The sequence below is a fragment of the Sporosarcina sp. USHLN248 genome (assembly GCF_037144575.1).
GTDB lineage: Bacteria > Bacillota > Bacilli > Bacillales_A > Planococcaceae > Sporosarcina > Sporosarcina contaminans.
In genome coordinates this window covers 46,248-61,639 of sequence record NZ_JBBCZC010000003.1, presented here as the reverse complement: position 1 = coordinate 61,639, position 15,392 = coordinate 46,248, and the positions used below count along the sequence as shown (strand labels likewise).

Here is a 15,392-nt window from a genome sequence, read left to right as displayed (position 1 = left end):
AACGAATCATAGAAAGATTCATTTGAAAGCCTCTCTTATATGGGAGGTTTTTTTGTCGATTTGTATGTTATTATAAGAAAAGATAAAGACAAGAAACTACAGGAGGACATGAAATGCCGAATAGGAAAGTAATGAATGGTATGATTTGCAGTTTTTTGGTAATTGTCTTGTCGCTATTCGGATGCAGCTCGACGGATGCACAAACAAATGCAATCTATCAAAACTTTACAGATGTACATAACCAATTTTGGGCGAAAGATGAAGTGACTCAGTTAGTAGATATGGGAATTATTAACGGCTATCCTGACAAGCAATTTCGCCCTTCGGTTGAAGTGAATCGGGGCCAAGCAGCCAATCTGCTTGCGGGCGCGTTAAAATTGCCGGAACCTGCTTATGAACCGGTTTTTAAAGACATAAGCAACAAATCATCTTTTGTCAAAGGTGCCATGGCTACTTTCAAGGCAGGGATTTTCATCGGTAAGGAAGATGGCACGTTTGGCGCCGGTGATTCATTGACGAGAGAACAAATGGCGACTGTTCTTGTTAGAGCGTTTAACCTTGAGGATACAGGAGAACATATTGAATTCAAGGACGAGGCGCGCATTAGCGAATCCCATAAAGAGGGCGTTAAAATTTTAGCGCAGCATGGCATTACAACAGGGAAAGAAGACGGTACATTCGATCCTAAGACACCTGTAAATCGGGCGACATACGCGGTATTCCTACACCGCGCGATGGTGAAGGAAGGTTTGATCGAAGAAGTGCCGGAAGTGACGTTCATTGAGCCGAAAGTATTTGGCTCCTATCAAGACACTCGTTTCGATCAAAATTTTGTCGAAGTGCCAGTATCCAATAAAGCAAAAACATATTTACGTTCGACTGTCCATTTGCAATATGCTGGCAATAAAACTGTCAACCACCGACATGCTAAAGATATTATCTATACGTATAAAGTTGGAGGATTGTCACCGGCGGTTGTAAATGTAACGAAGAGAGAACTTGAAAACGGGGACTACTTCCTATTTACGGAAATACGCAATCCACAGCGGATGCCAATCAGAGTCGATGTCATCCAAACGGAAGGCGAGTTAGAGAAAGGAATTTTACGTGAATATAGTCGATTCCCAATTAAGAAAGAAACGGATGACACTTTCGGTTTCGATGGGACAACATATCCTACCGGCGTGTTTGAAATTACATCAAAAGAGGGAACGAAAGCGCAAAAAATGATCGGGAAAGCATATCGCTCAAAAGAGTTAGAACTAAAGTATCCTAACGGCGAAAGTAGCCATACGAGAGAGCTGTTGGATGAGAGCGAAGCATTTAGCGGTGTTACTTTGGGTGATATACAATTATCCGTCTATACACTTAGCTCGAGAGGGTATGACATCGTCGATCAATGGATCTTACATTCCGATCAGCAACTATTTTCGACAAACGAAAGAATGGATGCGTGGATGTTAGAATCCGCTACTTATTATAAAAAAAGGAACAAATGGTATACGGCAAACGGACCGTACAATAAAATGGCAACAACGATTGAGCCGATGCCAAAGTCCGGTCGTGGCTACGGTAGGAATCTTCTTTTAGTAAAAGAAGATCGGGTCATGGCGCTTTATAATGAAACGCAAGAGCGATATTACGAAAGCTTGCTCTATAATTCATTTGCCAACCTTGATATTTTCAGAGGGAAAAAAACCTATTGGGAAACTGAAGTGACAAGCACGTATTTGAAAGGTCTTTTCGGCATAACAGCGCCATTTGTCGATACGAGATTCAATGAGCAGATTGCATTGTTCCTGTATAATGGCGGTAAAGCGTTCGGTCATGCAGACTATAATTTAGGTCTGAAAAATTATGCGGATTTGTTAGCATCGCAAAAGGAAAAAGGGAATATTATAAAAGTCGATGCCACTTCCTATTATGTGCAAGACTATTTCCCAACCAAGCAGAAAGTGAATACACATACGTCCATGAACCATCTTTTAGGCGGCATGAACATTCTGCTCCTTGCATATGAAGAGTTTGGCGATGAAAAATACTTGAAAACTGCTAATGCACAGTTTTCTGCAATTGAAAAAGATGTAAACCGTTGGATCCGTCCTGATGGCGATATTTGGTATAAAACATCTCCAGACCGCACGTTCGTTGGTCGCGATTATACACATTTGACATTGGAAGATTTAATTCATTCCTATGAAATGTGGACGAATATTGATCCTTCAAAACTGCCATTGTTTGAAAAATTGATCCGATCAAAAGCAGGTTATCTGAATGCGAATCAATTAGGCTATACTACGAAAATTAAAAAGGGACTTGAGCGAATCGGAATGCCGGAACTTTTGCCGGCGGGCGAGGAGCATACAGACGCTTTATAAAAAAAATCCCCATGGAGGAGGCATACGCCGTATCCATGGGGATTTTTACGTTAATCTATTTTCCGGACAAGGTCTGAACGGATCCAGCCATAGTCCGATGGCGGGTTTATATCTGCCAATACTTTGTACCAAACATATCCATCGCTGCCAGTCGTTTCGTCAACGATGACGAGTGGATAGCCGAAAGCAGCGTTCGCTCCGGGATCTTTCGGTTTGTAAGTGAACAATTTGTTGGAGGCAGTCACTTCAGGGCTTGTCCGAACATTAACGCCGGTGGACCCTTCATAAATGATGCTTCCTAACTGTACTTGTTTATAGTCGCGTTTGCCTAAGAACTTATCGATTCTCCACATATGTCCGGCTACTTTGCTGCCCCAATGTGGATCTGATGCATATTTTACGTTGAATCCAACAGATTTATTTCCAGGCACAGCGCCGTTTGAGTGTGCACCTAACGGGTTCGCATAATTCAAGTTCATATAACGTTGAATAAATGCCGTAATGCTGTTTTCTGGTGTTGCATAAATCTCACCTAATTCTGGAGAAGAGTCAAATACTTGAATGCCGAATAAGTTGTTTTTCGTCTGTGCATTCGTGCTCATGCCGTAATCACTTTCGTGGATGGCAGTGGCTAATATGTACATAGCATTGACACGATATGTTTCTTCGACAGATTTAATAAATTCTCCAAGACCAATAAGTTTAGACTTTGTCGTAGCGTCTTTATAGCGGGCAATGCCTGTATTTTGACGCTCTACTAAAGCTTTTTGAATATAAGACTCAAGCTCTGCTCCTGTGTAGGAAGTCGGTTGGCGAACAGAAAGAAACTGGAAGTACGGATAATAAGTAATGACATTTTTTGTTCCTACTTCGCTGAAATGAACGCCATCAAAACTCGTATACCGTTGGCCGATCCGCATGGAAGATGATGCAGGTCCGACTGTATAGACGGCAGATGTTTTGCTTATATTATCGTACGTATGATGAGCCAAAGTTCCGTCTGTAGCTACTTCATAATAGTCATAGCCTGTGACAAGCTCGGTAGGGACAAGGTCCACTTCGTTATGTTTTGCATAAAATGTTTTTCCAGCAATCTCTAAAATGACATGATCTGCACTGCTGCCGATGTATTTCATTTCTCTTCCTTTTTGCACATACGTCACTTCGTTACGTAGTGAAGAGTCGCTGTAAAGGGAAGTGTATTGCTTCGGATTTTGCGCTCCAAAAGCACGTCCAGATTTCATTTTCACAACTTTATTATTCTTTTGGATCACTCTGATAGATGAAGATGCATTGTAGGCTATCAACGCATCTTCAAAGTTTTTGTATAGAGCTGTCGTCGGTATTACTTGGCCGTTTGAAATCGTGCTCACTTTATAAATTTCAGGATCTACATCCGGCACCGGTGGAGTGGACGGATTTGTTGGTTCGTCTGGCTTGAGCAATTTGGCAGCTGCCTCCATGCGATAAAGGAAAGCTGCTGCATGAGCAATTGTCGCGCTGTCTAATGGCTTAAAATAAACTCCTTTTTTCTGATGATCACCGCGGATAATGTTCAAGTTTGCGGCCGCAGCGACTGCGTCATGGAAATTCGGTGAAATCAAATGATTATCTTTAAAATTCAAACTTGATTTTTGAACCGGTAAATCCATATATCTGAACGCTTTATAAATCATCCCGGCCATTTGTTGACGAGTGATTTTTTGATCAGGCTTGAAGGTGCCATCAGGATATCCGCCTAAAATACCGGCACCGGCAGCATTTTGGATTTCGATTGTTAGTCTTGAATTTGGTTTCAAATCTTTGAATGTATATTTTGTTGAATCAGGCAGTTGGAGCGCTCGAGTTAAATACGATGCAAACTCTCCACGTGTCACTGCTTTGTCCGGATTGAACTTGCTATCCGTCAAAATGACATTCTTTTGAATCCAATACGTCAATTCTGTTTCCATTTGATGTCCTTTGACACCGGTAGCTGCTTGGGCAGTGCCTTGGAAAAGAGAGGTGGACATAAGGATCAAGACTAAAGCGAAAGATAGTAGTTTTTTCAACTGAAAACCTCCTTTTATCTATCTTCTATGATAGTAACAGATTCTTTATAGAATAATAACCCATTTACGAGAAAAAGAGATTGTTCAATTGAAAAGTTTTAGAAAATGGTTCAAGAATTCATTTGGTGGAGGAGGTATAATTAAATTGACACTCGGTGGGCATATTGAAAGAGAAACAGTTTTTTTGAAAATGAAACTAAACAGTCCTCCGCAACGTCGTATAAGATGCTATAATGTCAGAGGGTCTACCGAACTTAAAAATGGCTTTTAGTCGTGGAAAGGGAAACGTTTTGAATGACTACAATTCTTAGTAAATTGAAAGAAAAAGATACACTGCTTTTATTGATTTCCTTATTGGTTGTCATCGTATCATTGTTTTTGCCGACAAAAATAACACTTGTCATCACATCATTGGTTTTCGCAGCATTTGCGTTTTTTAGAACGCAGCATAGCTTGCTCTTCCTAATCATCTATGTCAGCATACGGCCTTTGTTAGTGGAAGTGAATTCCGGTGTGAAACTAATCGGAGATTTAATCACTTTCATTGCATTTATCAAAATTGTGCTTTCAAGCAGGAAAGACTGGAAAACGTTATTTCATTTCAAATGGTTTGAATGGGCATTTTTTGCCCTTATGATCGCAGGTTCTATTAGTGGCTTATATCACGGAGTGCTACCTGCAGCCGTGCTGTTCCAAGTAAGGACGTTCTTGATTATGTACCTTCTTTATTATGTCATTTCAAGAATGTTCTTGCCGGAAGGCTGGCTGAAGCAAATTGCATGGGTGACCGTTATAACTGGCATGATTTCATCCATTCATGGGCTCATTGAAAAACTCTCGATGAGGCAATGGCTGTTGCCAGATGTTTGGAAATATAAGACATTGTCTGCGACGAATGCTGTTCGGATCTACGGGCTACCTGGAAATCCGAACTCTCTCGCATTGCTATTGTTTTTTGGCATTATGTCAATCCTCTTTCTGCAGTCGATCTACAAAGGTGAAAAGTATAAATGGTTTTTGAATATTAACTTAGTGCTGTTCACAGGTGTGTTTATTTTGACGTACTCGCGAGGAACGTGGATCTCTGCAATTGTATTCGGTGCGATTTTTATCGTGCTTACAAAAAATTGGAAAATGTTGAAGAGGTTAGTGATAGCTGGAATTGCGGCTATATTGCTCATTTACTATCCGGTGAATCTCAGCGTTAAGTTTTTAGCGTCACTTGGATTCCAAACTCCGACTGAAGAACCAGGCAGTATCGGTGGTCGGTTTGGTGAAACGTTTGATGAGAAGAATTTAGCACTTATGTCTGAGAGCGGACGCTTTTTCTATATTAAAAAAGGGTTTGAAATCTTTAAAGTATATCCGGTTGCTGGATCAGGATTTGGTTCATTCGGGGGCTCGGCAACGTTGTCGTATGGTTCGCCGATTTATGACCATTACGGCATTCGATCCGATATTTACGGCGGAAAATACTTCTACTCGGACAACCAATATATTCAAATCATTACCGAGACCGGCGTTATCGGCGTCATCTTATTTGCCGCTTTCCTACTATGCATGTTGGCGATTTTCTGGAAAGAACGGAAAACAACGTTCGGTAAATTTATGATTGCGCTCTGGTTCGCAACCGGATTCTCAGGATTTTATTACAATATTTGGGAACTGAAGTTTTATACGATGTTCTATTTCATCCTGTTCGGCACATTCGCCTCTATGACAGGGCAATATACAAAGTTCAAAATGAAAAATTTGTAAAGAAGTGTAAAAAGCGAAGGAAGCTTCATTTCCTTCGCTTTTTCTATTGCTCAATTTATATAAATATATTATTTCCTTCTTATGTATGATGGTAATTTTTCGACACCTCTGTTAAGCTAAACATTGATTCATAGAAAGGAAGGTGTCGACTTATCAATAAGCAAGTAGAATCAGTGAGAAAAATCGGTAAAAAAGTTGCTATGACTGCTGTCGCTTTCTCACTGCTGTTAACTGTCCCAACAGGTGTTTCGGCAAAAACAAATACGGTTGAAAGTTACCCGGTATCTTCAGGTGTAACGTATTCTCATTATACGCATTCAGGAACAAATCATATTAATCATCTGAGTGTCAATTTGAATGATCCTCATACGCAGCTATCAGTAGGATTGCCTTCTCCACTCGCAAAGAGGGAAGCAACGACAACGTTAGCAAATCGGGATTCCAAAGATGGCCATCGGGTGGTCGGCGCTGTGAATGCATCTTTCTTTGACATGAAATCAGGCTTGCCGATGTATTTAATTTCCCAAGGAAACGAAATCATCAATGGCGGTGTTATTTCAAGTTCACCAGATTACTATGTTAGCAAACCAATTGCTTTTGGTGTAATGAAAGACGGGCGAGCTGAAATCGATGAGTTTAATTTTGATGTACGCATTAATGCCAATGGCAATGATTATAAAATGACAGGACTTAACCGTGAACGTCAAGCAGGGGAAACAATCGTCTTCACACCACAACATATATCGAAAACGACAGGGTCGAACGAATTCGGCATTGAAATTGTCGTCGATACAAAATCTCCAATTACGTCTACATATTACGGACAACAGCTTAAAGGCAACGTTGTAAAAGTACGTGGTTACGGTTCAAAGGAGAAAGTGGAGATTCCTTCAACGGGGTTCGTCATTTCTGCACACGGTGAAAAAGCATTGGAACGTTTGAAAGGGATCAATGTTGGCGATGCCGTGTCACTCTCAATTACGATCGATGATAAGTGGAAAGATTCTTCTTTCATGTTAGCGAGTGGACCAATGCTTTTGAAAGATGGTAAACCGCATATAACAATGAACACAAACAATTGGCGCGCAAAAGCGATGACAGCTCGTACAGCTGTAGCAATCAGCAAAGATAAGAAAAAAGTAGATTTGGTGACAGTAGATAGCAAAAAAGGATACAGCAACGGCATGACGCTAACCCAATTCGCTAACTATTTGGCTTCCCAAGGATATGATCGTGCCATCAACTTCGACGGTGGCGGTTCTACGACTATGGGATTAAGAAAGTATGGTAGCAATACGGTTGTTCTTGGAAATCGTACAACTGATTCAAGCCAGCGTAAAGTATCCGCAATTATTGAAGCGATTAGTACTGCTCCGTTAGGCGATCCAGCTCACATAAGTGTCTCACGTGGACAAGTTGGTGATATGTTGGTAGGTGCAAGTGTTCCATTGACAGTGAACTATGTTTTGGATTCATCTTACAACCCATTGAAAGTGGATACATCACTCATCTCTGTCACTTCTGAAAACGGCAAAGTGACCGGCTCAGGAGCGTCATTCAAGGCAGTGGCGGCAGGTACGGACCGCGTTACGATTCATTATGGAGGAGCGAAACAATCGTTCCCGATCACAGTTGTAGAGGCTCCTGCGAAGTTAACGATCCAACCTCCAACGACATCGATTAAACCGAACGCATCCGTGACATTTAAAGCGAATGCAACAGATGCACAAGGAAAACCGATCATTTATTCTCCAGAACAATTGAAGTGGAGTGTTACAGGAAATATTGGAACGATTACACAATCGGGTACTTTCAAAGCTTCATCTGTTTTAGGTAAAGGTTCGATCAATGTGACGTTAGGCAATAAAACTACTTCATTGCCGATAGAATTGTCTGATGGAACTCCGGCATTCACGGACATTCCGGCGGATCATGCTTATTATAATGAAATCCGCTTCTTGAAAGATTTAGGCTATATTAAAGGTGATATTGACGGTAAATTCAATCCTGGCCAAACATTGTCAAGAGAACATGCTGCTGTGATTTTAAGCCGTGTATTCAATTTGGACACTTCCGTTAACAGCGGTCAGAAATTCAGTGATGTACCGAAATCCCATCGCTATTACAATGAAATCAATGCAATCGCCAGTGCAAACTTAGTAGGCGGCAAAGGGGACGGCACATTCGATCCTACCGGCCAATTAACACGTGCTCAAATGGCGGCAATTCTTGTAAAAGCTTATGATCTAAAAGGAGAATCTGCAAAAAAATTCAAAGACGTTCCTTCAGATCATTGGGCATACAAGCAAGTGCATATTTTAGCAAATCATGGCATTACAACAGGAAATGAAAAAGGCAATTTTGAACCGAACAAACCGGTAAATCGTGCCCAATTCAGTGCTTTCCTATATAGAAGCATTAACAATAAGTAATAGAAGAAAAGATGGAGAGACAGCAGTTGTTTCTTCATCTTTTTTATTTAATGAACTCTCAAATGATCCGCTTAAGTATGCGTACAACTGCTCAATATAGCTTTAAACTACCTGAACCAGCCGGACAACTGCTTGTGAAAAAGGGATTTCTCTACTAGCAATCGCCTTATTCCAACCTGTGATCATTCGGAGCAGTGTATGGATGGTTGTCGCATATTGTAACATGTTATACTATAAGTATTATTTTGGAGAAGGAAGTTGGGAAATGAAAATAGGAATTGTCGGTAACTATGGAAATAATAATAATGGGGATGAAGCAATTCTCTTAGGTTTAATTAAGCAAGTTACCTCTACTTTGCATATTGATACGAACCAAATTACCGTTTTCAGCAATAACCCGGAACAGACATCAAAACGATATGGTGTTGAAAGTTATCCGCTATACTACAGAACAGGAAATCCAGCAACGACATTTTTAAAGACGTATAAAATGAATAAGAAAATTGTACAAACATTTGATATGCTCATCATCGGTGGCGGTGGTATCTTAATGGATCTCTATAAAAGAGAGGCGCCTTTGTATGGATCGTATGCGATGATGGCGCAACGTTCCAATGTACCTTATGCGATTTATGCATGTGGAGCTGGTCCGTTACATACTAAATTAGGTAAATGGTTCATTCGCCAAATGAGTATGAAAGCAAATTATGTTTCCGTTCGTGATCCTGAATCTGCTGCATTGCTCTACAGTCTTGGCATAGAAAAAAATATTCGTGTTTTCGGAGATCCCGCTTTTTATTTAAGAAGGGAGAACACGCCACAGAAGTCAGACAAGCCAAAGAAAATTGGTGTTACAGCTGTTCCTTATTACAATAAAGATTACTGGCCGGAAGGGAACGAGGAACTGTACCAAAATTATATTGAAGGAATGGCACGAAACTTAGATGCACTTGCTGAAGAAAACGAAGATGTGGAGATTACATTTTTTGCGACGAAGTTTCCGCAAGATGCCAATGTAACGAAGGACATTCAGCGGTTGATGCAGCATCGTGATAAGACGATGATCATCGATGAAAATCTTTTGCCGGAAGATATTTTGGATGTCGTAGAGAAGCAAGATGTTGTAATTGGAACGAGATTGCATTCATTGATTTTATCTTTATGCACTTCAACGCCAATTATCGCAATCTCTTATCACCACAAAGTGAAGGACTTCATGGATCATGTTGGATTGTCGGCATTCAATGTACCGATGGAACAGCTGCATGAGAACAACGAATTTTTTGCAGAAGCGTTTGGTGAAATGAAGTTAAATTGGCAATCGACAGTGTTAGAGACAGAAGAGCTGTCCAAGAAACTATATAGTGAATCTGAAAAGGCGACTTTGCAATTAACAGGCGAAATCGCTGAATCTTAATTGACACATGCCGTAGAAAGGGTGAAAATCATCCGATCTACGGCCTTTTTCATTAAAAACATAGAGTGCTTTTCACATCGTTCAAGTACGTTTGGCTAATCGGCAGCTCTGCTCCATCCTTCATTTTCATAAGCAGGTTGGAGGAGAAGTCACGTGAAATTTTATCGATGCAAGAAAGATTAATAATATAAGAACGGTGAATTCGCAAGAAAGAGCTTGGCAATTTCAGATGAAGTTCTTTGAGGGTGCAGTTCGTGGTGTATTGTTCTCCTTCCGTATAAAAGAACGTCTTTTTTTGATAGCTTTCGATATGAGTAATTTGCTCAAGTGGTACAGGATACCATTCATCATGTAGCTTGCCTGTAAGCATACGGATTGGTTCATTTTTCAAGACATGATAATTAGGCGGCAAAATAATGATAAGTGCGCCTGCTTTCCCACGTATTTCGATTGGATAGCCAATGCCATAATACGGTTTTCCAAACAACGTACGATCTACAATTAAATCGACTTTTTTTCTTGTTTGCAGCACTGTATCGGCGATGCTGCCTTTTTTTATTGGCTGGCCTTCCTTCAATTGAATATCATGCAAACCTGACATGTAGTACACGTAATGATTGTCGAGTGCGATGGCCATTGAAGCATCCTTTGGTATCCAATCTTCCAACAGACAAGTGTACTGCTGTAAAAACCCTCTTTCGACTTCCACATTTTCGATCGACATTCATATGCCTCCTTCAGTTTGCTTCCCTATTAAAAAACCATTTCGTCTTGCTATTTTGCTATTCATCCGATAAAAACTGCTTTTTATCGGAATGCACAGACAATTAAAATATTCTGTTATATAGTAATGTATAACAAGTTCGACTGTTATGGAACAGTAATAAAGTATCATTTACACAATCAGTTGAACAAAACAATAGAAAGGTGTGGACGAAATGACAACGCGTACAGAGCAGGCGGCATTATTAGAAAAGAAGTGGCAGGAGGATGAAAGATGGAAAGGGATTGAACGTGGGTATTCCGCAGAAGAAGTTATTAAATTGCAAGGCTCTGTTGTGATCGAGCAAACATTAGCAAAACGCGGGGCAAATCGGTTATGGAAATCACTACATGAAGAAGACTTTGTCAATGCGTTAGGGGCTTTGACAGGGAATCAGGCGGTGCAGCAAGTAAAAGCGGGATTGAAAGCCATTTATTTAAGCGGTTGGCAAGTTGCAGCAGATGCGAACTTAGCGGGACAAATGTATCCGGATCAAAGCTTGTATCCAGTGAATAGCGTGCCTTCTGTTGTAAAGCGCATTAATCAAGCATTGCAACGGGCAGACCAAATTGATCATGCAGAAGGAAGAAATGATGGGTTTGATTGGTTCGCTCCAATCGTTGCAGATGCCGAAGCAGGTTTTGGAGGTCCATTAAACGTTTTTGAATTAATGAAAGCGATGATTGAAGCAGGTGCTGCAGCCGTTCATTTTGAAGATCAATTGGCGTCTGAGAAAAAATGTGGCCATCTTGGCGGTAAAGTGTTGCTCCCTACACAAAATGCAGTGCGCAACTTGATTTCAGCTCGTTTGGCAGCGGATGTATTGGATGTGCCAACAATCATCATTGCACGGACAGACGCAGACGCAGCAGATTTGATCACAAGTGATATTGATCCAAGAGATCAAGAATTCATTACGGGAGAGCGAACTCCAGAAGGATTTTTCCGTACGAGAGCAGGAATTGACCAGGCAATTGCTCGCGGTCTTGCTTACGCACCATATGCCGATTTGATTTGGTGTGAAACATCAACGCCTGATTTAGAGGAAGCGAAGCGTTTTGCTGAGGCGATTCACGAAAAGTATCCAGGGAAAATGTTGGCTTACAATTGTTCACCTTCCTTCAACTGGAAAGCAAACTTGGATGATGAAACGATCGCTGAATTTCAGCGTGAGTTAGGAAAGATGGGCTATAAATTCCAATTTGTTACGCTTGCGGGCTTCCACTCATTGAATCATAGCATGTTCGAGCTTGCATATGGCTATAAAGATCATGGCATGGCTGCTTATTCAAAACTACAAGAAGCGGAATTTGCAAATGAATCGAAAGGCTATACGGCAACGCGCCATCAGCGTGAAGTCGGCACAGGCTATTTTGATGAAGTTGCACAAGTGATTTCTGGCGGCACTTCATCTACAACAGCTATGAAAGGTTCGACGGAAGTCGCACAATTCGTTTGATTGGCGGTAATCGGAAATGCTCCCCGTTTAGTAATGGGGAGGTTTCCCGCCATGAACCGGTCCGCGCGGGGCAGGCCGGTTAGTGGCGGGAAGCCTCTCTATAAGGGGAGCAAGTGTTGCAACGAGGAAGAATGTGTGAACCTAAAGCAGGTTATGCGCATCTTAGGAGGGAATGCATGTGGGGCGGCTTTATAAGCGCTTTAGCAAGCATCTATGAGTTGCTGTAAACAGTTATGTGTGTTGTGAGGGATTTATGCGTAGAAGTAGCAGCTTCTGCGTCTATTGGGAGCTTTATCCTTGGAATGAGGCAGTTAAGCTCACGCAAAAAAAAGGTTATGCTTGAAATTAGATTTTGTAAGCTATTATGTGTTATTCACAGCTTTATGCTAAGAAGGCATCCTGCAAGCTGCGATGTCATAAAGGAAAGTTAAAAAAAGAAAGGATGATTCAACTGACTACTCAACAAATGCGATTCAATTTAGAGATTGTTGGTGAGCTGACGGCTGGGACAGAGGAGATATTAACGCCGGAAGCATTGGAGTTTCTATATAGTTTGCATGAACAATTTAATGGCAGAAGATTGCAATTGATGGAAGAGCGGATACAGCGGCAAGAGCGTCTTGATCGAGGAGAGAAACTATGTTTTTTGGAAGAGACAAAACCTATTCGCGAAAGTGATTGGACAGTTGCCCCGGCTCCGGCAGATTTACAAGATCGGCGCGTAGAAATTACCGGGCCAGTAGATCGGAAAATGATCATTAACGCGTTAAATTCTGGAGCAAAAGCGTTCATGGCGGATTTTGAAGACGCGACTTCACCGACATGGTCCAATATGATTGATGGCCAGGTGAATTTAAAAGATGCAGTACGCCGGACGATTGAGTTTGAACAGGCTTCAAATGGCAAGACGTACAAGTTGAATGATAGGACAGCGGTATTAATCGTCAGGACACGCGGGCTGCATTTAGATGAAAAGCATATTCAAATAGACGGAGAGCCAATGGCGGGTGGGCTGTTCGATTTCGGGCTTTACTTTTTCCATAATGCACAGGAATTGATCGACCGAGGAACTGGTCCATATTTCTACTTGCCAAAGCTTGAAAGTCATTTGGAAGCGCGCTTTTGGAATGATGTATTTCTTTTTGCGCAGGAAAGGTTAGGCATTCCAAGAGGGACGATTCGAGCGACGATTTTAATTGAAACGATTACGGCTGCTTTTGAAATGGATGAGATTTTATATGAATTACGTGAGCATGCGGCAGGGTTGAATTGCGGCAGATGGGATTATATTTTCAGTTTCTTGAAAAGGCTGCGAAATGACCCAAATGTTATTTTGCCAGATCGAGAACAGGTGACAATGACTTCGCCGTTCATGCGTGCTTATACCCAACTATGCGTTCAAACATGCCATAAGCGAAATGCTTTTGCGATGGGAGGGATGGCAGCACAAATTCCGATCCGTAACAATCCTGAGGCAAATGATGAAGCTTTCAGGAAAGTAGCGGATGATAAGCGGAGAGAGGTAATGGATGGCCATGATGGCACGTGGGTTGCGCATCCAGGGCTAGTATCAGTAGCGCTTGCAGAGTTCGATGAGCATATGCAGACGCCAAATCAAGTTCACCGTAAGCGGGAAGATGTCCGCGTGACTGAAGAAGACTTACTTCAAGTGCCGACTGGTACGATTACAGAAAAGGGCTTGAGGATGAACTGTAGTGTTGGAGTGCAATATATTGCTTCTTGGCTCAGTGGCAACGGGGCTGCGCCAATCAATAATTTAATGGAAGATGCGGCTACAGCAGAAATTTCACGTTCGCAAGTATGGCAATGGATCCGACATCCGGAAGGTAAATTTGAAGATGGAAGAAAGATTACAGTTGATCTTTTCAAACAAATCTTTGACGACGAGATGGAAAAGCTGAAGCAGTCTATTGGAGAGAGGAATTTTCAAAGAGGGAAGTTTAATGAAGCTGCACAGCTTTTTGCAGATCTGACACTGTCTGATGAGTTTGAGGAGTTTCTAACATTGCCTGCATATGAACAATTACAATGAACTGGAGGAGATTCAAATGGAAATGATGAATAACCAACAAAGTGAATCGAAAAAGTATTGCCAAGAGTGTGGTTGCGAAATCATAGAGAAAGTCGAATCTCTTCTTTATGAATGCGAGCGCTGTATTGGAAAATATAAAGAATGAAAACATGCGGCCTATTCCTTATTGGGGAATACGCCGCATGTTTTGTTTCGAGAATAGGGTCTTTCGCATACATATAAGGAAAGAGGGTGAATGGTTGGTAAAAAAAGACGGCGAGAGGAAGGGATGGAACTCTCTCACCGACAAAGGAATATATTTTATTTATTGAAATGGGAGGTGTTCGAATTATTCGATTGTAATACCAGCGCTTGCAGCACCAGTGACAGTTGCAGCCAAATCGCCAAGACCTGTTGCTGTAATTGAGTAAACCATCAATAGACGGTCTCCAGCAGCAACTGGAACTGGTGGAACTGTTGTTGTACCGCTCACTAAGTCTCCAATCGCAATTAGGCCCGTCAATGTAGGTGTTAAATCGACAGTTGCGGCTGTTGCTGTAAATGTATTGCTTCCAGCAGGTGCTCTGAAAACAGTTGCATGGACAGTGACTGTACCTAATAAAGTAACAGCAGCCAAAATTCTTAATGATGCAGAGATAGAAGTAATATTTCCTGCCCGAGGAACAGAGAATGCCTCAGTAGTGAGAAGTGCAGTCGTGTCAATTGTATTCCCTAATAGCGTTACGCCGGGAACAGCTGTACCGAATCCAACGAGGGAAGTCGTTCCTACTAAACCTCCAGCAAGCGAAGTCAAAACAACATCTGTTATACCAGAGGAGAATGGAATAATGGAACCAGTAGCAGCTGCAGGAGGTACAATTGGTAGGCACGCTGCATCAACTGCACGGAATGGACCTAAAATACCGCAAGGATTTGGTTCACCCATAACTGGTGCACATCCTTCTCCAACTTGTGCGATTCTGTTCCCACCTTTTCTTCCGCTGCATCCGGCACATCCCCGATCTCGATAATTACTTAACAGCATATTTACACCTCCTTTCTCCAATAGCTTATTCAAATGTTTACTGTTCTGACGGGCTAG

Annotated in this window: 10 protein-coding genes; 7 read left to right on the top strand and 3 right to left on the bottom strand. The window is 41.6% G+C overall.

All coding sequences use genetic code 11. The annotated features are described in order from the left end of the window. Positions 1-113: 113 nt before the first annotated feature. A complete protein-coding gene (locus tag WFH04_RS01965; RefSeq protein ID WP_336822374.1) occupies positions 114-2,378 on the top strand; it encodes an S-layer homology domain-containing protein in 2,265 nt (754 codons plus the stop codon). Positions 2,379-2,428: 50 nt separating this feature from the next. Here WFH04_RS01965 and WFH04_RS01960 read toward each other — a convergent pair whose 3' ends face one another. Beyond that, positions 2,429-4,429 (bottom strand): S-layer homology domain-containing protein, encoded by a 2,001-nt coding sequence (locus tag WFH04_RS01960; RefSeq protein ID WP_336822373.1) that lies wholly within the window; start codon positions 4,427-4,429, stop codon positions 2,429-2,431. Between the two features lie 294 nt (positions 4,430-4,723). Here WFH04_RS01960 and WFH04_RS01955 point away from each other — a divergent pair, with 294 nt between their 5' ends. From WFH04_RS01955 to WFH04_RS01945, 3 genes are all read left to right on the top strand, one after another. Then, positions 4,724-6,187 (top strand): O-antigen ligase family protein, encoded by a 1,464-nt coding sequence (locus tag WFH04_RS01955; RefSeq protein ID WP_336822372.1) that lies wholly within the window; start codon positions 4,724-4,726, stop codon positions 6,185-6,187. 173 nt (positions 6,188-6,360) lie between these two features. Next, positions 6,361-8,619 (top strand): S-layer homology domain-containing protein, encoded by a 2,259-nt coding sequence (locus WFH04_RS01950; protein ID WP_336822371.1) that lies wholly within the window; start codon positions 6,361-6,363, stop codon positions 8,617-8,619. A gap of 265 nt (positions 8,620-8,884) precedes the next feature. Then, on the top strand, positions 8,885-10,036 hold the full coding sequence (locus tag WFH04_RS01945; protein WP_336822370.1) for a polysaccharide pyruvyl transferase family protein: 1,152 nt from the start codon (positions 8,885-8,887) through the stop codon (positions 10,034-10,036). A 52-nt stretch (positions 10,037-10,088) separates the two neighbouring features. Here WFH04_RS01945 and WFH04_RS01940 read toward each other — a convergent pair whose 3' ends face one another. Next, entirely contained in the window at positions 10,089-10,760 is a 672-nt protein-coding gene (locus WFH04_RS01940) for a LytTR family DNA-binding domain-containing protein (protein WP_336822369.1), read from the bottom strand. Between the two features lie 214 nt (positions 10,761-10,974). Here WFH04_RS01940 and aceA point away from each other — a divergent pair, with 214 nt between their 5' ends. From aceA to WFH04_RS01925, 3 genes are all read left to right on the top strand, one after another. Continuing rightward, a complete protein-coding gene (aceA, locus tag WFH04_RS01935) occupies positions 10,975-12,258 on the top strand; it encodes an isocitrate lyase (RefSeq protein ID WP_336822368.1) in 1,284 nt (427 codons plus the stop codon). Positions 12,259-12,700: 442 nt separating this feature from the next. Next, complete coding sequence (gene aceB, locus WFH04_RS01930) at positions 12,701-14,311, top strand: malate synthase A (protein WP_336822367.1); 1,611 nt, start codon at positions 12,701-12,703, stop codon at positions 14,309-14,311. A gap of 16 nt (positions 14,312-14,327) precedes the next feature. Next, a complete protein-coding gene (locus WFH04_RS01925) occupies positions 14,328-14,456 on the top strand; it encodes a YhfH family protein (protein ID WP_336822366.1) in 129 nt (42 codons plus the stop codon). A gap of 183 nt (positions 14,457-14,639) precedes the next feature. On the opposite strand, the gene WFH04_RS01920 is transcribed toward WFH04_RS01925, so the two are convergent. Then, positions 14,640-15,335 (bottom strand): exosporium glycoprotein BclB-related protein, encoded by a 696-nt coding sequence (locus tag WFH04_RS01920; RefSeq protein WP_336822365.1) that lies wholly within the window; start codon positions 15,333-15,335, stop codon positions 14,640-14,642. Positions 15,336-15,392 lie beyond the last annotated feature (57 nt).

What these genes read in the sequence shown, in the direction of transcription:
- WFH04_RS01965 (WP_336822374.1), top strand. Translation starts at nt 114, where the DNA reads ATGCCGAATAGGAAAGTAATGAATGGTATGATTTGCAGTTTTTTGGTA.
- WFH04_RS01955 (WP_336822372.1), top strand. Translation starts at nt 4,724, where the DNA reads ATGACTACAATTCTTAGTAAATTGAAAGAAAAAGATACACTGCTTTTA.
- WFH04_RS01945 (WP_336822370.1), top strand. Translation starts at nt 8,885, where the DNA reads ATGAAAATAGGAATTGTCGGTAACTATGGAAATAATAATAATGGGGAT.
- WFH04_RS01940 (WP_336822369.1), bottom strand. Translation starts at nt 10,760, where the DNA reads ATGTCGATCGAAAATGTGGAAGTCGAAAGAGGGTTTTTACAGCAGTAC.
- aceA (WP_336822368.1), top strand. Translation starts at nt 10,975, where the DNA reads ATGACAACGCGTACAGAGCAGGCGGCATTATTAGAAAAGAAGTGGCAG.
- aceB (WP_336822367.1), top strand. Translation starts at nt 12,701, where the DNA reads ATGATTCAACTGACTACTCAACAAATGCGATTCAATTTAGAGATTGTT.
- WFH04_RS01925 (WP_336822366.1), top strand. Translation starts at nt 14,328, where the DNA reads ATGGAAATGATGAATAACCAACAAAGTGAATCGAAAAAGTATTGCCAA.
- WFH04_RS01920 (WP_336822365.1), bottom strand. Translation starts at nt 15,335, where the DNA reads ATGCTGTTAAGTAATTATCGAGATCGGGGATGTGCCGGATGCAGCGGA.